We start from the raw sequence: 25,098 nt of genomic DNA on the forward strand, positions 1-25,098 counted from the left end.
TTTGCTTATAATTCAATGTCACCAAACAAGTCAGCCATTGAGAATCCAGTTTGAGTTTCTGGAAGTTCAAAGTCACGTTTTTCTTGGCGTTTTTGACGACGAGGACGTGATTGACGTTTTTCTTTTTGGCTGTCTTCTTGAGCCGGACGTTCTTCAAGAGCTTTGATAGAAAGTGATACGCGTTCTGCATCAGCATTTACATCAAGAACTTTTACGGTTACTTCTTGACCAACTTTAAGCACATCTTTTGGATTTTCAACACGCTTGTGTGAAATTTGTGAAATATGGACAAGTCCGTCAATACCTGGCAATACTTCAACAAAAGCACCGAAATCTGTCAAACGTTTAACTGTACCTTCAATCACATCACCAGCAGCTAATTTTTGTTCAACACCGTCCCATGGTCCAGGTGTTGTAGCTTTAAGAGAAAGTGATACGCGTCCTTCTTCTTCGTTCAAATCAAGAACTTTTACTTCAATTTCATCGCCAACTGATACAACAGATTTTGGTGAAACGTTGCGTTCGTGTGACAATTCAGTTAAGTGAACAAGTCCGTCAACACCACCAAGGTCAATAAAAGCACCAAAGCTTGTGATACGTGCAACTTTACCAGTCACGATGTCACCAACAGCTAATTTGCTAAATACTTCAGCACGTGCTGCTGCAGCTTTTTCTTCTACTACTTCACGGCGTGAAAGAATGAAACGATTTTCTTTTGGATCCACTTCTTTAATTTTTGCTTCAAATTCTTGGCCAACAAAACGTTCAGTGTTACGAACGAAACGAGTATCTAGCATTGAAGCAGGGATAAATCCACGAAGTCCTTCAAATTCTACTGAAAGACCGCCTTTAACAGCACGAGTACCTTTTACAGTAACAACTTCTTCTTCACGTCCAACCAACTTGTCCCATGCCTTGCGAGCTTCTAAACGTTTTTTAGATACAAGGTAAGTAACTGTATCAGTATCTTTACCAACTACTTGACGAAGAACAAGCAATTCAAGTGTTTCACCTGGTTTTACAAGATCGTTAATGTCAGCTTCACGATCATTTGTCAATTCACGAAGGGTCAACACACCTTCTACACCAGTTCCAGCGATTGCAACATTAGCTTGGTTCGCATCAACAGTCAATACTTCAGCAGTAACGACATCGCCTGGCTCAACTTGGCTAACACTATTTAGCAAATCTTCAAATTCATTCATCTAAAAAAATCCTCCAACAATCAAGCATTTCTCGCTTGACATACTTATAATATTTTTCCTAAGCACCGCAATGACATTGAACTATCTTTAACGTTTCTCACCCTATAAAGAAATAAAATACCCTAAGATATTTTACCATTTATCTGATATATTACCTAAGAACTGGGGTAGCTGGATTCGAACCAACGCATGAGGGAGTCAAAGTCCCTTGCCTTACCGCTTGGCTATACCCCAAAAAGAACGTGATCATACCATTAAAAACTAAGTACGCTCATGGAGAGGGAGGGATTCGAACCCCCGAACCCGAAGGAGCGGATTTACAGTCCGCCGCGTTTAGCCTCTTCGCTACCTCTCCTGTATAATCAACAGTATTTATTATACCATTGATGAAAAGAAAACACAAGCATTTATTTCCCCAAATTATAGGTTTCAATCAATTTTTCCACGGCATTTTCAAGTTTTTTATAAAAACTATCAACATTTTCATTTTTTATGATAGCAAATTGCCCGTCTAACTCAGCAATTTGACCAATGACTTTTTTACCAATAGATAAAACATAACCTTCGTACTGGTCAGTTCCTATTTTAACTTTGCTATCTGCCAATTGGATTTCAATCTTTTTATCTTTTTTACTCATCATATACCTCTTTCAAGTCTCTATTTTACAAAAAAATAGGAAAACTAGCAAGTGCTACGTGAAAATAAAAGCTACCTCAATCGAGAGATAGCTTCAAAAATTTTTAAACTTTTACAATCCAACCTTCTGGTGCTTCAACATCGCCAAATTGGATGCCGGTTAATTCATTATAGAGTTTTCGAGTGACAGGTCCAACTTCTGTTTCACTATAAAAGACATGGAAATCGTCACCGTGCTGAATACCACCAATTGGAGAGATGACCGCTGCTGTACCGCAAGCCCCTGCTTCAGCAAAACGATCCAAATCATCAATTGGCACATCTCCTTCGATAGCTTTCAAGCCCAAACGATGTTCTGCTAGGTATAGAAGAGAATATTTTGTGATAGAAGGAAGGATAGATGGGCTGTACGGCGTTACAAATTCGTTGTCTTTGGTAATTCCAAAGAAGTTTGCAGATCCCACTTCTTCAATCTTCGTGTGAGTAGCTGGGTCTAGATAAATGACATCAGAGAATTTCCTTTCATGCGCCATTTGTCCTGGAAGCAAGCTTGCTGCGTAGTTACCGCCGACTTTAGCAGCACCTGTTCCATAAGGAGCAGCACGGTCATACTTGTCAGAAACGATAAAGTTTGTTGGAATCAAGCCCCCTTTAAAGTAATTTCCAACAGGCATGGCAAACACGGTGAAAATGTATTCATCTGCTGGTTTAACACCGATGATGTCACCAACACCTAACAATAGCGGACGAATATAAAGGGTTCCTCCCGTTCCGTACGGCGGAACGTATTCTTCATTTGCACGAACCACTTGCTTCACAGCATCTACAAACATATCAGTCGGAACTTGCGGCATCAAGAGACGGTCTGAGGTGCGTTGCAGACGTTTCGCGTTTTGATCTGGACGAAATAGTTGTACACTTCCGTCTTTCGTGCGATAGGCTTTCATTCCCTCAAAAGCTTGTTGCCCATAATGAAGACAAGGAGAAGATTCGGACATATGCAAAGTAGCATCTTCGGTCAATTCTCCTTTTTCCCATTGACCATTTTTATAATAGGCAAGATAGCGATAAGGCAATTTCATATAGGAAAAGCCAAGATTTTCCCAATCAAGATTTACTGACATAACATTCTCCTTTTTAATTTTATGATTTTTATTTTACACTATTTTTAGATATTTTCAATAGTTTTTTGCAAAATTCTGAAAATTTTTTAATTTCAGTTTATAAAGACAATAAAAAATCAGCCGCTTGGACTGATTTTCAATTATTTAATATTCGCAGAGAACACTTCTTCATCAGAAATAGTATCAGAGATAAAGCTACCGTTGCTGGTTCTTTCAGACAGACCGAGGTCAGCAAGATTCACTTGGTAAGTCGTTCCTTTGTTAGAAACAATAGAAAGAATCTGCTCTTCTTCTGCTGTTGGATAATCTGAACTAAAGAGGTCTAGTTCTGCAGGTTGCTCTCCAAAGACAGGACCTGCTTGGAAAATACGATGTGGCTTGGACTTCAGCTCGCGCAACACTTGCAAACCACGATTTGCTCGGCTCGTCACAGGAATATCTGCAACTGCCATTCGCTTGAGCGCTCCGCGCTGGGTCAAGATATAAAATGAATCAGTATTGGCAATAAAAGCTGCTGCTAAGACATCATCTTTTTTGAGATTGATAGCTTTGACACCTGCTGCCTTAGCGCCCACAACTGGTACTTCTTCGATATTGAACCGCAAGGCATAGCCGTTCTGGGTCACTAGCATAACATCGTCTAGCTTGATTGGAGAAAGTGTGATAATTTGGTCGTCTTCATTTTTTAATTTAGCAAATTTAACAGACTTGGACTTATAGGTGCGCCAAGGACTGAATTGTTTTCGCTCTACACGCTTGATTTGCCCTAGTTTTGTTACCGCAAAATAAGTGCCTTCGTCAAAATTATCTACTAACTCAGTGTAGATGACTTCTTCGTTGGTCTCAAAATTGGTAATAGTCTGGCTGAGGTGTTCCCCGATTTCTTTCCAGCGAATGTCTGCCAGCTCGTGGACCGGTCGATAGATGACATTTCCAAGATTGGTAAAAATCAAAAGGTGCTGAGTGGTTTTCGCCGAGCTGACAAAAATCAGACGGTCGTCCTCGCGCTTGCCGACCTCGTCAACCGTTGATGAATTGAAAGAACGTGGACTGGTGCGTTTGATGTAGCCGCCACGAGTGACGCTGACAAAGGTTTCTTCTTCCACAATCAGACTAGCCGTATCAATCTCAATGGCATTCGCCGTATCTTGCAATTCACTAAGACGAGGATTGCCAAATTTCTTTTTGACCTCACGCAGTTCACGCTTCATCAAATTGTACATGGTCCGCTCATCGCCGATAATGGCAGAAAGCATGGCAATTTTTTCGCGTAATTCCGCCTGCTCTTCCTCCAGAATTACCACGTCTGTATTGGTCAAACGATAAAGTTGGAGAGTGACAATGGCCTCTGCCTGCTCTTCGGTGAAATCATAACTGACTTTGAGATTTTCCTTGGCGTCAGCTTTATTTTCCGATGCACGAATGAGCGCAATCACTTCATCCAAGATAGAAATCACTCGAATCAAGCCTTCCACGATATGCAGGCGCTTCTCTGCTTTGGCCTTGTCAAATCGACTACGCGCCAGAATAATCTCTTTTCGGTGGGCGATGTAACTAGTCAGAATCGGCACGATCCCTACCAAACGCGGTGTAAAATGATCAATCGCCACCATGTTAAAATTGTAATTGACCTGCAAATCCGTATATTTAAAGAGATAATTCAAAATCAGCTCGGTATTGGCATCCTTTTTCAGCTCAATGGCAATACGAAGCCCGTCACGGTCAGACTCATCCCGCACTTCTGCAATGCCAGCTACCTTATTATTGACCCGAACGTCATCAATTTTCTTGACCAAAACAGCCTTGTTAATCTCGTAAGGAATCTCGGTGACAACGATCTGCTCTTTACCACCTTTGAGCTTTTCAATCTCCGTCCGAGAACGCACGACAACGCGACCTTTCCCAGTTTCATAGGCTTTCTTAATCTCATCTCGCCCTTGCACAATGGCCCCCGTTGGGAAGTCAGGCCCCGGCAGAAACTCCATGAGTTTGTCAACCTTGGCTTTGGGGTGGTCAATCATATACACCACCGCATCGATGACTTCTGCCAGATTGTGAGGCGGAATGTCCGTCGCATACCCAGCAGAAATCCCCGTCGCCCCATTCACCAAAAGATTGGGAAAGGCAGCAGGCAATACGGTCGGTTCTTTCTCCGTATCGTCAAAGTTCCAAGCAAAGGGCACGGTGTCCTTTTCGATATCTTGGAGCAAGTAGCCCGCAATCTCAGACAAACGAGCCTCTGTGTACCGCATAGCGGCTGGCGGATCGCCGTCCATAGAACCGTTATTTCCGTGCATCTCCACTAAAATCTCACGGTTCTTCCAGTCCTGAGACATACGGACCATAGCGTCGTAAATGGAGCTGTCACCATGCGGGTGAAAATTCCCCATGATATTTCCAACAGACTTGGCAGACTTGCGGTAACCCTTGTCAAAGGTATTGCCGTCCTTGTTCATCGAATAAAGAATCCGACGCTGCACGGGCTTCAGTCCGTCACGAATGTCGGGCAAGGCCCGCTCTTGAATGATGTATTTGGAGTAGCGCCCAAAACGCTCTCCCATGATGTCCTCTAAGGACATGTTTTGAATGTTACTCATAAGATACAAAGGGACGTTTCGGCTTGCCGAAAATTTCTGTAGAAAAATAGGAAATCGATGCAAGGTTCGATGAACTCCAATCGATTTATCTTTTTTTCTAAGTCTTAGTCCCGTGTTCAGTTGCTATACAACCAAACTATCCTTTCTGTAATTTTCTTTTTTAATGCTTCCTGATGTAAGAGGCATCTCTTATGAATGAGCAAAGTGGATTATCACTTTCTTAGATTCAGTTTTTCTTTAGTGTACTGAATCATTTTTTCTGCAGTTACTTTATCATAAGGAAAACCAGTCTTGAGAGAGAAAACCTGAGCTTCTTTGTGAAAAAATTGCTGCGTAGACAGTAAAGACTGGATGAGGCTTTCTTTATCAGAAAAATCAAGCAAAGTGGCAAATTCTTCTTCCTTCTCAGCGGGCAAATACTGAAACAGATACTTGTAGTTTTTGCCGACATCAATGACTCCTCTGTCTGCTGCCACTTGCCAAGCCAATAATTTCAACAATTCTTTCTGACAGATACCATAGAGATGATCCACCGCATACACAAATTGCTGACGCTGAATCCCCTTGACAACATAGGCTGAAACCCACCAGAATTCATTGCACGATTTTGCAAAATCATCTGCACTCGCTGGTTTTGTCCAATAACGTTTGGAACTAGGTGTATAGGGCTGAAAGAGTCCCTGGGGGTCATCCAGCACTGTGAAATCTGCTTCGCTATCCACCCATTCTTTGATGTGTTCCTTGGGGCAAAGGGTCAGATCTATCCGATTGCCATCTTCAAAGAGCATGAGATAAAGACGGCGATGGTCAAGTATATTATGTTGCTCGATGATGCGCTTGCCAAACGCTTCTAACCAAGCAAGGTCAGTTACCAGAGCAGCCAAATCATCTACAACGTAGACCACATCATAGTCTTGAAACTCGTCCTTGGGAGCATTCGGATTTGTCCGCGAGCCAGACAGAGCGACTGCATCCGCTTGTATGACTTTTGCAGTTCGTAAAATCAAATCCAACATTTCACTTTCAGTTCTCATGGCAGTACCTACCTTTTTGCTAGATCGCTTCTTTCACTTTCTTAACCGCTTTGCGTTTTTTGTAGCGGCTGCGAATGGTATTGAGGTGGTCGCGAAGATCCGCATAGTGGCTTCTTTCTGGGTAGGCATAGGTCATGATAGCGGTGAAATCCAGCAAGAAATCGTAAATTTCTTGTAGCTGAATGCGAAGTTGCTTGCTTTGGCTAGGCACTTTGCCTTTTAATTCAGTCAAGCGCTCCTTATAGGCTTCTTCAAACCGCTTTTGCGCAGTTACCAAGCTTTCCACATGAGCTTCCAAGTGCAGTTTTTCCAGCGCCGTTTGATAGGTTGATTTCTTCAACTCTTGGAGCAGGTGATTGATACCCTCTGTCTCTTTTTCATAGTTGGCAGCCGCAATCCCTGCATAATTTTTCAGCAAGCCCGTCAAGGTGTCGTAGGCTTCTTTGGTCGCAGTCTCCTTGACCCGTGAAAATGCCCGCACCAAAGCAGTCAGCGTCCCCAAAGCATCGTCCCGCTCGCGGTCGGCTTGGTCTAAACTGGTCACCAAGCGACTAGCTTTCGTCTGATGAAGCCCCTCCTGAAACTTAGCCAAATGCTGGCTCATCTCTTCCAGCTTACTCGTATAAATACTTTCAACCTTGTGCGCCTTGTTAAAAGCAGCAATCGCCTCTTTCGACTCGGTCATGAGCTGGGAAAATTCACTTTTATCCAGAGTTTTCGTGTCCAATGTAGTGATTCCGTATGTCAATTTCATTATTTTCTCCTAATTCTTTTAAATTCTAATCTATTTCATGTCATTTTTACATTATTCAGTTTCGGAAAAGGCTTTTTACTCAAAAACCGTTCGTCCGAAATTAGAACGTCCGTCTTTTGTTCTAAAAACTCTTGTCCGAAAAAAGAACAATCGGGATTTGCTAAAAAGTCGCTTGTCCGAAAGTTGAACGACTTTACTTTTGCTCTAACGAGCTTGTCCGAAAATCTGGTGAGAAGGATTTATTTATTCGTCAATTTGGTGAGTCAAAAACAGTTCAGATTTATATTGGCATAATTCATCTTTATTATCAACATAATCAGTCAGTAAATAATTAGTTAGACCATTTTTAGACATAAATATAGCAGCAAAATCACATTCTAAAATCTTACATTTTAGCGACGAAATACAATATTGTGGAACAAAAACTTTTATTTGCTTCTCACACAATTTCTTTTTTTTATATGATAATTCTAAAGTAAATTCCGATGAGACTAAAGGAAACATTTTAAAAGTTATTGTTTTAGATGAATGTGGTTCAAAATCAATTGATTTGTCGTTATGAGCAGTGAAATTTTTATCAACAATTAAATCAATGATATTACCATTCATAGGAGATACAGCTCCTCTAGAACCAATATAGAAATCAAATCGTCCATTTATAAATTGAATACTTACTTTTTTTGAGTTGTTTTCGAATGACAGTACTATATATAATCTTGAATATTTGTTTTGTCTGAAAAGTTTAACAAGTGACTCAGAATTAAGTTCAAATTTGTAAATATTTCTTACTTCTCCAGGTTGTAACTCAAATTGTATATTCTGTTCATCTAGTAAATCACTATCTCCTAGAAAACGTATCTCACAACACTTACTACTTATGCAGTTGCCATTATTGATAGCATACAGAAAAAAAGTAATAGGTGTGAAATTTATTCCAGCAATCGGCCTGTTGCTCTTATCTACCAAAATATAATCTAATACCATATGTTCAAACTCAATCTCTTGGTATCCAGATACTCTATATTTTAATTCACCAATATTAATCTGTTTTGGAATTGATGCAGGATTTGAAAAGTCAATATTAAGTTCTGCTCGCCCATATCCAGAAGATAATTCCTCGCTATACATCATCTGATATAAACTATCAGAATATAGCAACTTTGAACCATTGAATTTTATTTTGATAAAAAAGTTATATAAATATTCAATTATTTTTCCTAAAAGTTCCCACATAATAATTCTCCTCCTAAAGCACCATCTCTCCACTCTCCTCCAGCGTAAACTTGACATTATCTTCAATCCATTTACGGCGGGGTGGGACTTTGTCTCCCATGAGGACATTGACGCGGCGTTCGGCACGGGCAAGGTCTTCGATAGTGACACGGATAAGGGTGCGATTTTCAGGATTCATGGTGGTTTCCCAGAGCTGGTCGGCGTTCATTTCTCCCAGACCTTTGTAGCGCTGCAGCATGGCACCTTTGCCAAATTTCTTGCGCAGGTCTTCTAGCTCGCCATCTGTCCAAGCATACTCGACAACCTCATTCTTTCCTTTGCCTTTGGACATTTTATAAAGAGGAGGCAGGGCGATATAGACATGCCCCGCTTCTACGAGTGGGCGCATGTAGCGGTAAAAGAAGGTCAGCAAGAGCGTCTGGATATGGGCGCCGTCCGTATCTGCATCAGTCATGATGATAATCTTGTCATAGTTTGCATCCTCGAGCGTAAATTCTGATCCAACACCCGCACCAATAGTGTAAATCATGGTGTTAATTTCTTCGTTTTTGAGAATATCTGCCATTTTAGCTTTTGCGGTATTGATGACCTTGCCGCGCAGAGGCAGAATTGCCTGAAACTTGCGGTCACGGCCCTGCTTGGCAGATCCGCCTGCAGAATCTCCTTCGACCAGATAGAGCTCATTCTTTGCTGGATTTTTAGACTGAGCTGGGGTCAATTTGCCAGAAAGTAATCCCTTATCTTTCTTGCTTTTCTTGCCATTTCTGCTTTCATCTCTCGCCTTGCGGGCTGCCTCGCGCGCATCTCTCGCCTTAATCGCCTTGCGGATGAGATTAGATGCCAATTCTCCATTTTCCAAGAGGAAGAAAGTCAACTTGTCTGACACAATCGAATCCACCGCAGGACGAGCAAGCGGACTGCCCAGCTTGTCCTTAGTCTGTCCCTCAAACTGCAAATGCTCTTCCGGCACTAAGATCGAAAGGACAGCTGCTAGACCCTCACGATAGTCAGAACCTTCCAGATTTTTATCCTTTTCTTTCAGCAAACCGGTCTTTCTCGCATAGTCATTCATGACCTTGGTAATGGCTGACTTGAGCCCCGTCTCGTGCGTTCCGCCGTCCTTGGTGCGGACGTTATTGACAAAAGAAAGGATATTATCAGAATAACCATCATTGTACTGGAGAGCCACCTCTACCTGAAAACCGCCCTCTTCTCCTTCGAAATAAAGAACTGGTGTCAATGTTTCCTTATCTTCATTCAGATAACTGACAAAATCTTGCACCCCATTTTCATAATGAAAATCAACAGACTCGCCCGTTCGCTCATCTGTCAGAGAAAGGTGAACGTTTTTGAGCAAAAAGGCCGATTCATTAAGCCGCTCTGCGATTGTATTATATTTAAAATCAATCGTTGAGAAGATCGTGTCATCTGGCATAAAGGTCACTTTTGTGCCCGTTTTTGACTTGGGAGCCTTGCCAATCTTTTCCAGACTGGTAACAGGTTTTCCACCTTGCTCAAATCGTTGCCGATAAACCGTTCCGTCACGTGTGATTTCAACTTCCAGCCAGCTAGACAGCGCATTGACCACAGAAGAACCCACACCGTGCAGCCCCCCAGAGGTCTTGTAACCACCCTGACCGAATTTACCTCCGGCGTGGAGCACCGTAAAGATAACTTCTACTGTCGGGATTCCCATAGCGTGCATACCAACCGGCATTCCCCGACCGTGGTCTGCCACAGTCAAACTCCCGTCTTTGTTAATCGTCACGTCAATCTTATCACCAAAGCCAGACAGAGCCTCGTCAACTGCATTGTCCACAATTTCCCAGACCAAATGGTGAAGCCCAGTTGCATCTGTTGAGCCGATATACATACCAGGACGTTTACGAACCGCGTCCAATCCTTCTAATACTTGAATGGCATCATCATTGTAATTGTTAATATTGATTTCCTTTTTTGCCACAAGGAACCTCCTGAATCATTCATCCTTTCTATCTTACAAGTTTTTAGCAAATTTTGCAAAGATTTTTAGAAAATAGTGTATTCTTTCTGCTTCTCACCACTATTTTTTCAGCCTAGACAAATTTTATAAAATATTTCTGGTCGTTCAACTATCAAAATCAAAATTCATGGTATAATAAAAACATGATAAAGATAGTTTTTACATTGATAGCAGCTTATTTGATTGGTTCAATCCCTGCCGGGCTTTGGATTGGACAAGTATTTTACAAGAAAAATCTCCGCGAATATGGTAGCGGAAATACAGGAACGACCAATACCTTTCGTGTCCTTGGAAAAAAAGCAGGCATGATCACCTTTATTTTCGACTTTTTTAAAGGAACATTTGCGACTTTACTGCCATTTTTCCTTCATATCAACGGTATTTCTCCTCTCGTTTTTGGACTTTTAGCCGTTCTTGGGCATACCTTCCCCATTTTTGCTGAATTTAAAGGCGGTAAAGCCGTGGCAACCAGCGCAGGTGTCATTCTTGGCTTTTCACCGACTTTCTTCACTTATTTAGCTGTCATCTTTTTCAGCTGCTTGTATTTGACTAGTATGATTTCCTTTTCGAGTGTGACAGCTGCTGCCTCTGCTATTCTGGGAGTCTTAATTTTCCCACTATTTGGCTATCTTTTGCCACGTTATGATGTACTCTTTACCGTGATTGTGCTCGCACTAGCGCTTATCATTATCGTTCGACACAAAGATAATATCCAGCGAATTCGGATGAAACAAGAAAACCTCATTCCCTTCGGATTGAATATCACAAAACAACAACCTAAACAGAAATAAAAGAAGCTAGGATAAAAAATCTTAGCTTCCTTTTATTCTATTCTTTGTGAGCTTTTTTAAATCTGGATAATCCTAAAAGTCCAACAACAAAGCCAAATAAACTGATAAAGGTAGTATCTGTTGTACCTGTTTCTGGCAAGCTCTTTTGACTTGAAGGCATAAATTGTTTATGTACATTGACTGGAATCGTTGCCGTTCTTTGAGCTGTATTTGTTTGAACTGCTGGCACAAGTTCTTTTTCTCCAGTTTCATTTGGCTTCACTTGGTTAGCAGCTTGATCCTGAAGTTTCTTGTATTGTGCAGCCGAAATTGAAATAGTCCGTGAGTTAGGATTGACAACTGCATAAGCTGTCAAGTCTGTTTTTGCTAAATAGTCCGCAAAAGCCACATCCATTGAAGGACCTTCTTCGCGAGCCCCACCCAACATACTATAACCATCACCACCTGCAGCCAAGAAATCGTTGGTTGTAAGATAGTAAGTTTTTGCGAGATTTAATTTTTCGTATTTTCCTGTTTCAGGATTTTTGATTTCAATGCCAAGAATACGCTTATCGGCTGGCAAGGTGGTGTCATAATAAACTTTTGCTCCAGAAACTTGTAGGAAACCGCCGCTTGGTTCAAGTAGCGGTTGCCCATTTTCATCTAGGACTGGTTTGACGTCTTTTTCTTGTAAAATAGAGCCTAAAGACTTAGCAAACATGTCTGCGATGTTTTGCCCAGTTACTTTTATTTGAGTAATGGTATTACCAAATGGTAGAACAGCAATGATATCTCCTTTGGTGATTGGTTTTCCTTTCGCAATTGTTTCACGAAGTCCGCCGCCGTTAGTTACAGCAAGGTCTGTCTTATGACTGAATCCTGTTTGCCCGTACTCATAGAGCGCATCTGCTACGACATTTCCAAGATTGGTTTCCCGCACACGGACATTTTCTCGATTGCCATTTAACTCAACTGGGCTATTAGCAACGACCACTTTTGCGTTTTCTTGGTCATATTTCTCTTTGATTTTGTTTACTAATTGCTGAATAGCTGGATCTGGAGTAACGCCTTTTACTGAATCAGCTGAGATTTGTTGAGGATTTCCTAGGATTTGACCAGATTTATACGTTACTTTTCCGATATTATGCAAGTAACTACCTGTTTGATTATAAGTAACATTGTCGCCATAGGTTACTGATTCTACAGTATGTGAATGCCCGTCAATCACCGTCACACGTTTTCCTTTTAGCAAAGGATTTTTTGATAATGCTTCTGCCAAGGTAGAACCACGCCATTCAACTGGTGTCGTCGTATCTACACCCAAATGCGCCAAAACGACATAATGTTTGTAAGTTTTACCTTCCGCTTTCGCACGAGATTCCACTTCTTCAATGACTTTATTGACTTCTGAAATTGGATCTGTAAACGTAACCCCTTGAACATTGCGTGGGTGTGTTTTTGTTGCAGTTTCTGGCGTTGTCACCCCAATAACCACAAATTCATCTCCCACAACATTCTTGTCTTTATCAACAATCGTAGAAGCTTGGAAAAGACGTGCTCCATTGACATAAGTGTTGGCACTAAGAAGAGGGAATTTCAAAATTTCTTTGTATTTTTTCACCTCATCCAAACCAAAGTCAAATTCATGATTTCCGACCGCCATTGCGTCATAGCCAATCTTATTTAAAATATTCGCGCGCTCTTCTCCTTTTGAGCTATTGGAAATCGGAAGCCCTTGAAAAGCATCGCCTGCATCCACAACAAGTGTTGTTTGATTGGTCTTTGCACGTTCTTGCTCAATGACTGCTGCTAATTTAGCATCGCCAATGACACCTTTTTCTTCTACAATACGACCGTGTACATCATTTGTATGAAGAATAACCGTATCTTTTTCAGATTGAGTTGTAGGTGCAGCAACCGCTTGAGCGGCTGGAGTTTCAGAATCTGCTGGGGTTACAGAATTTTCAACTTGTTTGTTCTCGCTCTTTTCTGTTACTTTCTCCGTGGAAGCTTCAGTAGCAGGCGAAACCGCTGAAGCTCCTTGAGCAGTCGTAGGGGCAACTGACTGATTTTCTTTAGGAACTTCTACTTGCTCTACAGGTGCTGTTGAAGCAGCTGGATCTACAGCATCAGCAGAAACCTGATGTGCTAAAATTGCTGGAGCAATTAGCAATGTTGACAAAATGGGGATAATGAATTTTTTCTTTTTCATAATCAATCCTCTTTTATTCTTTATTGATTCTATTATACAAGATTTTCTGTTAAAATAAAACCTTATTGAGCAATCTTTATCTTATCGTTCGCTAAAATTATTCTAAAAAGAAAAATACTCTAACTTTTACATTAGAATATCTTATTTCACAAACATTATTTACAAACTTCTACCTTGTGAGTTTATCTGTGCCATTATGTCCTTCAGCCCTGCTGCTCCAACGGTATCACCTGCTTTTTCAAAACACGCCAGTGCTTTTTGAGCATCAAATTTAGCCATTTTTATATCTCCCTTAGCTAACATTACCTCAGCCAAGCCCCGATAAGCACAAGCATGATTGACAAAGTCATCTGTCTGCAACGCTAAATTTAGTGTTTCTTGCAAAAGTTCTTCTGCAAGGTGAATATTTCCAAGTTTGAATTGTAAATACCCCTGTTCGTACAAATTGACCGATGCCTTTAGGACATCATCGGGGAAATGCTCTGTAATAATTGCAGCTTCTGCCATTATCAAGTCATAAGCCTTTTGAAAATGCTCTTCTTCTCGTTCGACCATCGCTAATTGATGTAAGCCTATATGCTGTTCTTCTAGATTCTTTTGAGACATAGCCTGAGCATAGTAGTCTTTTAAAAACTGACGAGCCAACTGAAAATCCTTTTCTTCTAAAGCAATATAAGCTTTTAAATTCAGTGTACTATAACTATCTTGGTCTATTTGATAAACGAATTGCTTGGCAAGCTGATATTGCCCATCAAACAATGCTTGCCAGGCTTTTTGAAGTTGTTCTTGTGTCATATTTTCTTTCCTTTTATTCATAGAAAACAAAATGTCCCACTCTAAAAGTTATATCAAATCAGTCTCCGAGATCGCCTCTTTCACTTTTTCGATTGGCAGATGTACTAGCTCAACTTTCTTTTCGCTATATAAATACCGCGCATAATCATCCATACGGTATTGATTGATATAAACCACTCGCTTGCAACCAACTTGTAAAAGCTGTTTCGTACAATTGAGACAAGGGAAATGAGTGACATAAACAGTAAATCCTTTTGGGATTCCACGCTCTGCACCTTGCAAAATTGCATTTACTTCTGCATGCAAAGTCCTCACACAATGCCCGTCAACTATCAGGCATTCATGATCGATGCAGTGCTCCGTTCCTGAAACAGATCCATTATATCCTGTTGAAATAACTTTATTATCCTTTACAATAACTGCACCAACGCTTGCTCGTTTGCAGGTTGAGCGATTTGCAATCAAGAGCGCTTGTGCTGCAAAATATTCGTCCCAAGCCAATCTTTTTGTCGCCATATTGTCACCTTCTTTTCTTACTTATCACTCAGTTTATCATTTTTTCGATGTGGAAAAAGCGGAAGTCCGAGCGATGCAATCTTTTCTGCTGGAACTTTCATGCCGTCTTTTGTCCATTTGATTAAAACAGAAACCACCGCTGAACTCCAAAATGAATTCATGTAAGTTGAAGCTTCTTTTCTGGAACTATTTTGTTTTTCCAAGAAATCAAACACAGCACTTGTCAACAGTTTTTCTAAATTATAATCCACTGCTAAGCTAAGGATTCGTGCTTCTTTTTTGACTTCTTTAAACAAGAACAGCCACACTTGATAAAGCTCGGTTCTCATATTGAATTGTTCCAATTTATCGGTAATCTTTTGTACTGTTCGTTGGAAAATCTCTTGTAAAATTTCTTCTTTTGAATCATAATTTCGATAAAAAGCTGCGCGCGAGACACCAGCTCTCTCTACTAATTCAGAAATGGTAATTTTTGCCAACTCCTTCTTTTCCAACAATTGCAACAAAGAAATTTCCAATGATTCTTTTGTAATTCGGTTAGATTCCTGATTTGATATTTTTAGATTTTCTAAAGATTTTTTCGATATTTTACGTTCCGACATAACATTTTCTTTCTACATGTAACAACCGACTGTAAAGGCTTTCTAAAGCGGTGTTTTCATGATATAATTGTAAAAAAAGGCAAACCTTTTGTCAATGTCTAATTAAGGGATCATCCCACTAAAGGAGAAATTGAATGACTTGGAAAATTGTAGCTGATTCAGGCTGTGATTATAGAACTATCGAAAACCTTGCTGTTGACACCTTATTTGAAAGTGTTCCTTTGACTATTCAAGTAGGCGATGAAATCTTTATAGATAATAATCAGCTCAATATTGATGAAATGATGGAAAAAATGTATGCCACTTCTTCGGCTTCAAAGTCTGCTTGCCCTAGTCCAGATGACTATATGAAAGCTTTTGATGGAGCTTCAAATATTTTTGTGGTCACTATTACAGGAACCTTATCAGGAAGCCATAATAGCGCACAAGTGGCTAAAAAACTCTATCTCGAAGAACATCCTAACGTGAATATTCATGTTATTGATACTCTTTCTGCTGGCGGTGAAAATGATTTGATTATCAAAAAGCTTAATCTTCTTATCGGTCAAGGTCTAAGTTATGAAGAAATCGTAACAGAAATTACAACCTATCAAACCAAGACAAAATTGCTTTTCGTTCTTGCCAAAGTTGACAACCTAGTTAAAAATGGACGACTGAGCAAATTACTTGGAGCTGTTGTAGGATTATTGAATATCCGTATGGTCGGCGAAGCCAGTCAAGACGGTAAACTAGAGTTGCTTCAAAAGGCGCGTGGTGCTAAAAAATCACTAATAGCAGCTTTTGATGAACTCATCAAAGCAGGCTATGCCGGTGGACAAATCATTATTGCTCATCGAAATAATCCCAAGTTTTGCCAGCAATTTTCCGAAATGGTTCGTGAAAGATTCCCACAAGCTGTTATTGAAGTCATCCCGACTTCTGGACTTTGTAGCTTTTATGCTGAAGAAAATGGTCTCCTCATGGGCTATGAAATTCAATAATATAACGAAACTGTAGTCAATCACTAAACTACAGTTTTTATATTACAAATAAAGCAAACCAAAAACAATTAACACACTAATCATGCTAAAAAGTGAGCCAATGAGATAGTATTCTGCAAAGGACTGACTTTCAGAAATTTTGTTATACCGTGCGATTGACTTAGCAGTAAAGACTAAGCCAACGGAAGCGAACTGCCCAAATATAAGAGACAAAGCCATAATAAAACGCTCTAAAATCCCAATCATCGCCCCTGCACCTGCTATAGTGTCTTGGTTATCTCCCTTTGACTGATACCTATTGAAGAAAAGCTTAAATAAAATATTAACAGGCTTGCCAACGATTGCCAAGAAAAGAAGGGTTTGAGTAACTGACGCTCCATTTTTCAGCCATTGTGGGTTGATTTTATTAGCTAATAAAGCATAAAATAGAAAAATACAAATCAAATGAAGGACTTGGTCAATGATGAAAACTTGCTTTGTGAGTTTCTTTATTTCTATAAACGTGTTGAGCCTGTATTTCAAGAAATCAATAACTACATGACTAAGCCAAACAGCGACAAAGTAAATAATATCTTTCGGGAAAAAGATACTCAAAATCAGCAACGGAAGAAAAACAATGGCTAAATGCAGCAATAAATAAGGCAATTTTAAACATTTTAAATCTGCCATTTTTTGACTTTGCCATTGAAAATCAGCTAAAACATGCGCTAATAAGGTTAACAACAAGATTGGATGTTGTACAAAATAGTCTGAAAATCCCCACAAATTAGACATGTTTCGCCTCCTTCTCTATCGCATTTAACATCAAGTTCATCGCAACTCGTTTATTTCTGAGATAAATTTTTAACCCACTCGCCTTGATACGTTTGTTGAAGGCGCTCGGAGTGATACCAAGTAGTTTTGCCATTTCTTTATGCGAAAATGTTTCATCATATATATTTTCAGCTAGTAATTGTTTGAGGACATCATATTGGATATCTGTCCACTTGGACTGAATAAAAGAGCATGCAGCTAAAATAGCATTGATTGTCTGACCGACTTCTTCGTCTGCCAAAGAAACCGAAATGTGATTGATGCCATAGTCATTCTTGTCATGAACATAGTTAATCGCTTCTCTAGCCAGCCAATACGCCGGACCGTCAGAACCAATGCTTTGTTCTTTGTTAATTTCTGTAATCATGTCTCCAGCACCAATCCCAAATCGAATTTCATAAGGAGCAAATGCCATAGAAAGCTGATCCATGATTTGAAACATATCCGAATTTGGTAAAAACAAAGCTTGAAATTCATCGCCAGCTGTGACTGTAAAGGGAGAAACTAAATATTTCTGATATTGCTGATTCAACTCTTTCATTAATTTCAACAATTTCTGTTGCGCCTGCGCTCGATCTTGTATTTTTTTTGATTCAATAATGTCTCCAATAAGAGCAACGTACATCATCTTCTCACCTCTTTTTGTCTATTATAATGGAAATTTAAAAAAATTTCCATTATAAAGGACATTTTCCAAAATTTCCGTCATGGAGGACATTTTTTAATCTACTATCTCTAAAAAATACAGCTAAGCACATGATTGAAACCATCATTTGATTTGAAAATGACTACCCCATTACTTTCCATGCCTTACCCAGCACTTCTCCAATCTTGCCCTTGATGACTAAGTCAGCTTGACTATCTTGTAGTACATTGTTTTTATTGATAACAACTAAGTGCCGTCCTTGAAAATAATGAACCAAATTAGCAGCTGGATAAACAACTAGCGATGTTCCGCCAATGATGAGTAGGTCAGCTTGACTGATAACCTGAATAGCTTGAGAAAAAACTTCCATATTTAACGGTTCCTCATAAAGAGTCACATCTGGCTTAACTACACAACCACAAGTCTCGCAATAAGGAATGATTCCTGGCAATTTCAAAAAATCCTCTAAGTCATAAAAACGATGACAATTGGTACAAAAATTTCGGTCCACACTACCATGAATTTTTAATACGTTCCTGCTTCCTGCCATCTCGTGTAAACTATCAATATTCTGGGTAACAATTGCTTTTAATTTCCCTAGCTTTTCTAGATAAGCTAAATATTCATGGGCTACATTTGGCTTAGCGTTAGGATAAATAAGATATTTCTTGTAAAAGTCAAAAAACTGTTCCGGATAACGTTCAAACATCGTATGTGAAACTAGTTGCTCTGCTGAAAAATGCTGGTTTAACTCAATATTGTAAATACCATTTGAGCTGCGAAAATCCGGAATACCAGATTCAGTTGAAACACCTGCACCACCGAAGAATACAATATTTTGGCTACTTTGAATGATCTGAGCCAGTTCTTCAATCTTGTCCATATCGCCCTCCTAAAAGTTACCAATATTATTAAAGAAAAAATCGACTAGCAGAACTAGCCGATTCATATTATAACTGAATTATTTTGACAAGTTATAGAAAGATTTCAAACCACGGTATTCAGCTACTTCACCAAGTTGATCTTCGATGCGAAGTAATTGGTTGTATTTAGCAATACGGTCAGTACGTGACAATGAACCAGTCTTAATTTGTCCAGCGTTAGTTGCAACTGCGATGTCAGCAATTGTTGAATCTTCAGTTTCACCTGAACGGTGTGATACAACAGCAGTGTAACCAGCTTCTTTTGCCATTTCGATAGCATCAAATGTTTCAGTAAGAGTACCGATTTGGTTAACTTTAATAAGGATTGAGTTAGCACATCCTTCGTTAATACCTCTTTCAAGATAAGAAGTGTTTGTTACGAAGAAGTCATCACCAACAAGTTGTACTTTCTTACCAAGGCGTTCAGTAAGTTTCTTCCAACCTTCCCAGTCATTTTCATCCATACCATCTTCGATAGTGATGATTGGGTATTTATCAACCAATTGTTCAAGGTATTCGATTTGTTCGTCAGCTGTACGAACTGCAGCTCCTTCACCTTCGAATTTAGTGTAATCATAAACTTTGCGTTCTTTGTCGTAGAATTCTGATGATGCACAGTCAAATCCAAGGAATACATCTTTACCAGGAACATAACCAGCAGCTTCGATAGCAGCAAGGATAGTTTCTACACCATCTTCAGTTCCGTCAAAACGAGGAGCAAATCCGCCTTCGTCACCAACAGCTGTTTCAAGACCACGAGATTTAAGGATTTTCTTAAGAGCGTGGAAAATTTCAGCACCCCAACGAAGAGCTTCTTTGAATGTAGGTGCACCAGCAGGAACAATCATAAATTCTTGGAAAGCGATTGGAGCATCTGAGTGAGAACCACCGTTAACGATGTTCATCATTGGAGTTGGAAGAACTTTAGTATTGAATCCACCAAGGTAGCTGTAAAGTGGAATTTCAAGGTAATCAGCAGCAGCACGTGCTACAGCAATAGATACACCAAGGATTGCGTTTGCACCCAATTTACCTTTATTTGGAGTACCGTCAAGTGCAATCATTGCACGGTCAATAGCTTGTTGATCGCGAACGTCATAACCAATAACTGCTTCAGCAATGATATTGTTTACGTTGTCAACAGCTTTTTGTGTACCAAGACCACCGTAACGAGATTTGTCACCATCACGAAGTTCAACTGCTTCGTGTTCACCAGTAGAAGCTCCAGATGGAACCATACCACGTCCGAAAGCACCTGATTCAGTATAAACTTCTACTTCAAGTGTTGGGTTACCGCGTGAGTCTAGGACTTCGCGAGCGTAAACATCAGTAATAATTGACATTTTTTACTCTCCTTTGAGTTATTTTATTTACATTCCTATCATACCTTAAAAATCAGTTTTTTTCAAGGAAAAATCGTGCCTTTCTATGAAATTTACGATAATTTTCTATGTAAGCGTTTTATATTCCCGAATGTTTCTTGGATAAATTTCAAAAAAAGTATGCTATACTAACTTTATGACAGATATAAATAAAACAATAATGGAAAAATCTCAAGGGGGATTAAAATTAAATCCCGATGAGCAAAGAAAATTTTTAGAAACATTTGAAGAGCGGGTCATTGCAGAATGTAGTATTGATGAAGCTAACAGCGCTCCCATCCACGACCACTTTAAAGAAATGTTGCAAAAGATTATCTTGGACTATCAACCTGTAACTGTGAAAATATCCCCCGAGGTCACCAGTCAGTATCAAATTTTTTACTTAAAAATAGCAAAAGATCTTGGCTGCAAAGCAACAATCGTGTCTAGTAACTGCAAAAATTCTCCATTTGGCTTGGTCATTCATAGTGATCATCCAGTAGAGATTACCGAAAAAGAAATCCTTATCCAATTTTCTGAACTTTTCCAATCAGATTTATCCCAACAAGCAGAAAAGAAACTTTCTTTTTGGAAAAGGTTGTTTCATTAAGGAGGTCGCTAATGACAAATTTAGAAAAACTAACCTTGTTCTTTCAAGCAGAAAATCAAAGAGATTGGAAAACTTACCAAAATTTTTTACATTCTGAAATTATCTGGGAATTGCACGGGCAAGAAGTTTCAGTCATTTATGGAATAGATGACTATCTTCTGAAGATTCAGCAAGCCTATCATCAGAGCAACGTTCAATTTTCCTGCTTGCATACTTTTTCAACTAATGAAAATCGGATTGTTACTATTCTCAAAAACGATTTTGGTCAACTATCCTGTGATATTTTTGAGTTTGAAAATGGTTTAATTATCAGAGAATATGAATATTTATTATGATGTTTCCATGTCCGACAACTACTACACCTTGTAATCTAAAACAAATATAATGGGAGGTTAAGAACTTTTTGTTCTAACCCCTTTTTTATAGCAACATTCCTTCGTCTATGTCAAATTCTGTTAGGATTTGCTGGATTTGGTCGAAATTCAAGCGAAAATGTTCTAACGTATGGGCATCAGAGCCAACAGAATACTTTGTCCCGCCCAATTCTTTCACCAAAGATAGAGCATAGATATAAATATCTTCGTGATTATAGAGATACATAGACTTGCAATTTAGTTCAAAAGCCAAGTTGTACTCTATCATTTTCTGAAAGAGGGTACGAAGTTGGGGTTCAAAGTTTTTCAGTTCTTCAACCGTCACATTAAATTTGCGAAAACCATAGTCAAAATGAGCCAAAACATCAGCTGGAATACTTTCAATAGCTTCTTCCATTTCTTTAAAATAAGTTGGAATCACCTTCATTTTATCAGATTGTAAAGCAGGTTCTTCTAAGTAATCGAACTTCCCATTATGGTGAACAGACAACAGTTTTAAATCATAATTTTTATTTTCTAAGAAAGCTAAAATATCTTTCTTTCGTGGTCTGTAATAGCCAATCTCAATTCCTTTTTTGATTCGATTTCCATATTTCCGATTGAGAGCAGCTATTTTTCTAGAATAAGACTCATAATCAGGAATATCATCGTGAGGAGAGCCTGCATCATACGGATAGGGATTAGATAAATCCAGATGTTCAGTCGTCACGATTTCACCATCGTAATGTTCCAAATAATCTCTGAAATCAGCATCTGAATCATAAGAAAAGTAAGTATGAAGATGATTATCGCGCATAAGTTTTCCTCCTATCATCTCTATAACACTAAGGAATTATATAGCAGTTTATACTAACTACAATATATAGTATTTTTAAACAAGAGTTTCCTAAATTTGATAATTATATTTTGTAGTTGTGTAAAAAATAAGTATATAATTTTCCTTATATTTACTGTTTTTATCATAAGCAGCAACAACTGGTTGCATTCATTAAGAATTAGATACAAATCACTATTGCAGATAATAAATAATGAGCTAATTTTTGATTGATTTCAATTGTTTACGAATCATTTGAAAAACAATCACTAAAAGTGGCGTTAGCAAGATAAGAACTAGCCCTAATCCAATAAAAGTCTGATCAAAGCCAAAACTGTCAATCAGCCAACCAACAATCGGAAAAATGATAATCATGCTTAAACTGAACATCATTGAAGCAACACTTAACATGGTCGCTCTGGCTGAACTTGGTAAATACTGTTGCAAATCATTGTAAAATATTGGTTGATACATGGCATACAAAGCATTTGTCGCCAAATAAACAAGGATATACATAAATGGCGTTCCCAAAAATGACAGTGCATAAACTGCTCCTGTTAAACTGACAACTACTGGAAAAATCCGAAAAGAATGCCATGTTTTTCCAATCTTACTGGCAAGAGAAACTGCCAAAATATTTAAGACGCTACCAATCAACATAACTGTTGAAATCTGCCATCCTGCCAAGTCTGGCAATTGTTTTTGATAGTAAAAGTAAAACATGCACATTATTGTTCCAACGAATTGAAAAATCATCATCCATGTAAAAAGACTGGGATTACTTTTCATTTCTTCTTTTACCGTCAGGATTATTTTCTTCATCGTGACCACTTCGTCATTTTTCTTTTTCATTGTCGGTTCTTTTATCAACCAAATCAGAATTAAAACAATAATAGAAACTGCAATCATGATATAATAGGTAATATACAAATATCCATGTACAAATAACCCCGCTAGTACCGTTCCTAAAGAGATTGCTGCCTCAGAAACACCTGACATCAAACTTGATATTTTCAAATAACGGTCTTTTAAACCAGCTTCTACAGCAGAGTCATATAGCAGTGCAGAGCTCGTTCCTGAATCAAAGTTATAAGACAAAGCATTGATTATCATTGCCATTGCATATATCCAAAAATTCCCTTGCCCTGTCAACATTAAAATAGATGATAAAATGCTAGTCAAGCGGCTTACGTACAGATTGGTCTTATAAGAAAATCGATCTGCCAACATGCCTGACGGAATTTCAAAAACAATGCCTGTTGCATGAAAAATACTCTCTAACAGCCCAATTTGCAGTAAAGACATACCATTTTGACTGAGGAATAAAATCCAAAAACTCGTAATACCTAGAAATCCTAAGAATTCCACTCCTGTCATAAGAGGAATATTTCTTTTGTAACTTCTCCTAAACATACTTTTTCCTTTACTAAGAAGAAACCGAACTTCCCGTTCAGTTTTCTAACTTATTCATTTTTCATAATATTTCAATTTTAAAGAGGTTGGGACATAAGCTCCCAACCTCATGCATTTTATAGTTTGGCTTGCAAAACGCAGTGGTTGGTTGGATATCCTTCTCCCTTGTTATACCGGTGATAACGGCTATCCTAACCAACTTGTGCGGAGGTGGAAGTAAAACAGTCCAGTGGACTGTTTTAGGTCAGCAACTAGAAACTAGAACTTGCTGAAAAATCAAATTCTTCGAATGATTGATTTCTATCCCACTCTCACATTTCCTAAGGTTCAATTCTGTGAAGCATACGTGGGAATGGAATGGCTTCACGGATGTGTTTCGTTCCTGCAACAAATGTCACCATACGTTCCAAACCAAGTCCAAATCCAGCATGAGGAACTGAACCATATTTACGAAGATCTAGATAGAAAGCATAGTCATCAGGGTTCAGACCATTTTTTTCAATCTTCGCTAATAATTTTTCATAGCTTTCTTCACGAGCAGAACCACCTATGATTTCTCCATAGCCCTCTGGTGCTAAAAGGTCTGCACAAAGCACACGTTCTTCGTTACCAGGAACAGGTTTCATATAGAAAGCCTTAAAGCTAGCAGGGTAGTTCACAACGAAAGTTGGCACACCAAAATAGTTTGAAATCCAAGTTTCATGTGGTGACCCAAAATCATCTCCACGTTCGATGTGTTCATACTCTGCATCTTCATCATTTTCATGTTCTTGCAAAAGGTCAATTACTTCATCGTAAGAAATGCGTTTGAATGGTTCAGTTGCATATTTTTTAAGCAAATCTGTATCGCGTTCCAACATTTCAAGTGCATGTGGTGCACGATCCAAAACCCCTTGAATCAGAGCCTTCACATAAGCCTCTTGAAGATCAAGCGATTCTTCATGTGTAACAAATGGATATTCTGCATCCATCATCCAGAATTCTGTCAAATGGCGGCGTGTTTTGGATTTTTCGGCACGGAAAACAGGGCCAAAGTCAAATACACGACCAAGTGCCATGGCACCTGCTTCTAAGTAAAGTTGCCCAGATTGACTTAGAAAGGCAGGAGTTCCAAAATAATCTGTTTCAAAAAGCTCTGTGGAATCTTCTGCTGCATTTCCCGATAAAATCGGACTATCAAATTTGATAAAGCCATTGCGGTCAAAAAATTCATAGGAAGCATAGATAATCGCGTTGCGAATCTGCATAATTGCCATTTGCTTGCGTGAACGCAACCATAAATGACGATGATCCATCAAAAAGTCTGTTCCGTGCTCTTTTGGTGTGATAGGATAATCATTGGACTCTCCAACGATTTCAATATCCGTCACGTCTAATTCATATCCAAATTTTGAGCGTTCATCTTCTTTGACGATTCCTTTTACTAAAACAGCTGTTTCTTGGTTCAAGTGTTTGATGATATTAAATTTATTCAAACCCTCTTCTTCACCAAATTTTTCAAGGAAATTTGGCTTGAAAGCCACAGCTTGAAAAAAGGCTGTTCCATCGCGTAATTGCAAAAAAGCAATCTTTCCTTTTCCTGATTTATTGGCAACCCAAGCACCAATCGTCACTTCTTCTCCGACATGATTTTTAACATCCATAATTGAAGTATATTTTGTTGACACGTTTTTTCTCTTTTCT

23 protein-coding genes and 2 tRNA genes are annotated in these 25,098 nt (G+C 39.0%); 4 read left to right on the forward strand and 21 right to left on the reverse strand.

From position 1 onward, the window contains the following. Positions 1–5: 5 nt before the first annotated feature. The 10 genes from rpsA to parE all read right to left on the reverse strand — a co-directional run bounded on the left by rpsA (position 6) and on the right by parE (position 10,547). Positions 6–1,205, reverse strand: a complete 1,200-nt coding sequence (rpsA, locus tag EHW89_RS04665; protein ID WP_003024424.1) for a 30S ribosomal protein S1 — start codon at positions 1,203–1,205, stop codon at positions 6–8. Between the two features lie 162 nt (positions 1,206–1,367). Then, positions 1,368–1,439, reverse strand: a tRNA-Gln gene (locus tag EHW89_RS04670). Positions 1,440–1,479: 40 nt separating this feature from the next. Next, positions 1,480–1,560 (reverse strand) — tRNA-Tyr (locus tag EHW89_RS04675). A 52-nt stretch (positions 1,561–1,612) separates the two neighbouring features. Continuing rightward, complete coding sequence (locus tag EHW89_RS04680) at positions 1,613–1,843, reverse strand: DUF2969 domain-containing protein (RefSeq protein WP_022525869.1); 231 nt, start codon at positions 1,841–1,843, stop codon at positions 1,613–1,615. 103 nt (positions 1,844–1,946) lie between these two features. After that, a complete protein-coding gene (locus EHW89_RS04685; protein WP_224784207.1) occupies positions 1,947–2,984 on the reverse strand; it encodes a branched-chain amino acid aminotransferase in 1,038 nt (345 codons plus the stop codon). Between the two features lie 122 nt (positions 2,985–3,106). Beyond that, the gene (gene parC, locus EHW89_RS04690; RefSeq protein WP_126466969.1) at positions 3,107–5,563 is read right to left on the reverse strand and encodes a DNA topoisomerase IV subunit A; all 2,457 of its coding nucleotides are present in this window, start codon (positions 5,561–5,563) and stop codon (positions 3,107–3,109) included. Between the two features lie 212 nt (positions 5,564–5,775). Beyond that, the gene (locus tag EHW89_RS04695; protein WP_126466971.1) at positions 5,776–6,597 is read right to left on the reverse strand and encodes an aminoglycoside 6-adenylyltransferase; all 822 of its coding nucleotides are present in this window, start codon (positions 6,595–6,597) and stop codon (positions 5,776–5,778) included. 19 nt (positions 6,598–6,616) lie between these two features. After that, positions 6,617–7,351: a DUF6261 family protein gene (locus EHW89_RS04700; protein ID WP_126466973.1), complete on the reverse strand. Its 735-nt coding sequence runs from the start codon at positions 7,349–7,351 to the stop codon at positions 6,617–6,619. Positions 7,352–7,594: 243 nt separating this feature from the next. Then, positions 7,595–8,584 (reverse strand): hypothetical protein, encoded by a 990-nt coding sequence (locus EHW89_RS04705; protein WP_126466975.1) that lies wholly within the window; start codon positions 8,582–8,584, stop codon positions 7,595–7,597. A gap of 13 nt (positions 8,585–8,597) precedes the next feature. Further along, on the reverse strand, positions 8,598–10,547 hold the full coding sequence (parE, locus tag EHW89_RS04710; RefSeq protein WP_126466977.1) for a DNA topoisomerase IV subunit B: 1,950 nt from the start codon (positions 10,545–10,547) through the stop codon (positions 8,598–8,600). A gap of 182 nt (positions 10,548–10,729) precedes the next feature. Here parE and plsY point away from each other — a divergent pair, with 182 nt between their 5' ends. Continuing rightward, positions 10,730–11,377 carry a glycerol-3-phosphate 1-O-acyltransferase PlsY gene (plsY, locus tag EHW89_RS04715; RefSeq protein ID WP_126466979.1) on the forward strand — a complete coding sequence of 216 codons (648 nt, stop codon included), beginning with the start codon at positions 10,730–10,732 and terminating at the stop codon, positions 11,375–11,377. 37 nt (positions 11,378–11,414) lie between these two features. Here the strand turns inward: plsY and nt5e are convergent, their stop codons facing one another. The 4 genes from nt5e to EHW89_RS04735 all read right to left on the reverse strand — a co-directional run bounded on the left by nt5e (position 11,415) and on the right by EHW89_RS04735 (position 15,481). After that, positions 11,415–13,568 (reverse strand): cell surface ecto-5'-nucleotidase Nt5e, encoded by a 2,154-nt coding sequence (gene nt5e / locus EHW89_RS04720; RefSeq protein ID WP_126466980.1) that lies wholly within the window; start codon positions 13,566–13,568, stop codon positions 11,415–11,417. Between the two features lie 159 nt (positions 13,569–13,727). Further along, positions 13,728–14,363 (reverse strand): hypothetical protein, encoded by a 636-nt coding sequence (locus EHW89_RS04725; RefSeq protein ID WP_126466982.1) that lies wholly within the window; start codon positions 14,361–14,363, stop codon positions 13,728–13,730. Positions 14,364–14,411: 48 nt separating this feature from the next. Next, entirely contained in the window at positions 14,412–14,879 is a 468-nt protein-coding gene (locus EHW89_RS04730) for a deoxycytidylate deaminase (protein ID WP_003024408.1), read from the reverse strand. A gap of 17 nt (positions 14,880–14,896) precedes the next feature. Next, positions 14,897–15,481 carry a TetR/AcrR family transcriptional regulator gene (locus tag EHW89_RS04735; protein ID WP_003024406.1) on the reverse strand — a complete coding sequence of 195 codons (585 nt, stop codon included), beginning with the start codon at positions 15,479–15,481 and terminating at the stop codon, positions 14,897–14,899. 134 nt (positions 15,482–15,615) lie between these two features. Between EHW89_RS04735 and EHW89_RS04740 the strand changes: the two genes are divergently transcribed. Continuing rightward, positions 15,616–16,461, forward strand: a complete 846-nt coding sequence (locus EHW89_RS04740; RefSeq protein WP_126466984.1) for a DegV family protein — start codon at positions 15,616–15,618, stop codon at positions 16,459–16,461. A 42-nt stretch (positions 16,462–16,503) separates the two neighbouring features. Here EHW89_RS04740 and EHW89_RS04745 read toward each other — a convergent pair whose 3' ends face one another. The 4 genes from EHW89_RS04745 to eno form a co-directional block, all read right to left on the reverse strand. Continuing rightward, positions 16,504–17,235 carry a DUF3307 domain-containing protein gene (locus EHW89_RS04745; protein ID WP_003030333.1) on the reverse strand — a complete coding sequence of 244 codons (732 nt, stop codon included), beginning with the start codon at positions 17,233–17,235 and terminating at the stop codon, positions 16,504–16,506. Beyond that, complete coding sequence (locus tag EHW89_RS04750; RefSeq protein ID WP_126466986.1) at positions 17,228–17,902, reverse strand: SatD family protein; 675 nt, start codon at positions 17,900–17,902, stop codon at positions 17,228–17,230. Before EHW89_RS04750 ends, EHW89_RS04745 begins: the two co-directional genes overlap by 8 nt. Positions 17,903–18,062: 160 nt before the next feature. After that, positions 18,063–18,803 carry an NAD-dependent protein deacylase gene (locus EHW89_RS04755; RefSeq protein WP_117644442.1) on the reverse strand — a complete coding sequence of 247 codons (741 nt, stop codon included), beginning with the start codon at positions 18,801–18,803 and terminating at the stop codon, positions 18,063–18,065. Positions 18,804–18,881: 78 nt separating this feature from the next. Beyond that, the gene (gene eno, locus EHW89_RS04760) at positions 18,882–20,186 is read right to left on the reverse strand and encodes a surface-displayed alpha-enolase (RefSeq protein WP_003029634.1); all 1,305 of its coding nucleotides are present in this window, start codon (positions 20,184–20,186) and stop codon (positions 18,882–18,884) included. 175 nt (positions 20,187–20,361) lie between these two features. Here eno and EHW89_RS04765 point away from each other — a divergent pair, with 175 nt between their 5' ends. Together EHW89_RS04765 and EHW89_RS04770 are read left to right on the forward strand one after the other, a co-directional pair. Next, positions 20,362–20,814, forward strand: coding sequence for a DUF1694 domain-containing protein (locus EHW89_RS04765; protein WP_106384374.1), 453 nt, complete (start codon positions 20,362–20,364; stop codon positions 20,812–20,814). 11 nt (positions 20,815–20,825) lie between these two features. Then, complete coding sequence (locus EHW89_RS04770; protein WP_106384373.1) at positions 20,826–21,149, forward strand: nuclear transport factor 2 family protein; 324 nt, start codon at positions 20,826–20,828, stop codon at positions 21,147–21,149. An 85-nt stretch (positions 21,150–21,234) separates the two neighbouring features. Here EHW89_RS04770 and EHW89_RS04775 read toward each other — a convergent pair whose 3' ends face one another. The 3 genes from EHW89_RS04775 to asnS all read right to left on the reverse strand — a co-directional run bounded on the left by EHW89_RS04775 (position 21,235) and on the right by asnS (position 25,082). Next, positions 21,235–21,984, reverse strand: coding sequence for a PHP domain-containing protein (locus tag EHW89_RS04775; protein WP_049507155.1), 750 nt, complete (start codon positions 21,982–21,984; stop codon positions 21,235–21,237). A 237-nt stretch (positions 21,985–22,221) separates the two neighbouring features. After that, positions 22,222–23,415: an MFS transporter gene (locus EHW89_RS04780; RefSeq protein ID WP_126466988.1), complete on the reverse strand. Its 1,194-nt coding sequence runs from the start codon at positions 23,413–23,415 to the stop codon at positions 22,222–22,224. Between the two features lie 320 nt (positions 23,416–23,735). After that, positions 23,736–25,082 carry an asparagine--tRNA ligase gene (gene asnS / locus EHW89_RS04785; RefSeq protein WP_126466990.1) on the reverse strand — a complete coding sequence of 449 codons (1,347 nt, stop codon included), beginning with the start codon at positions 25,080–25,082 and terminating at the stop codon, positions 23,736–23,738. Positions 25,083–25,098 lie beyond the last annotated feature (16 nt).

The organism is Streptococcus periodonticum (genome assembly GCF_003963555.1).
In the GTDB taxonomy this organism is placed as follows: Bacteria; Bacillota; Bacilli; order Lactobacillales; family Streptococcaceae; genus Streptococcus; species Streptococcus anginosus.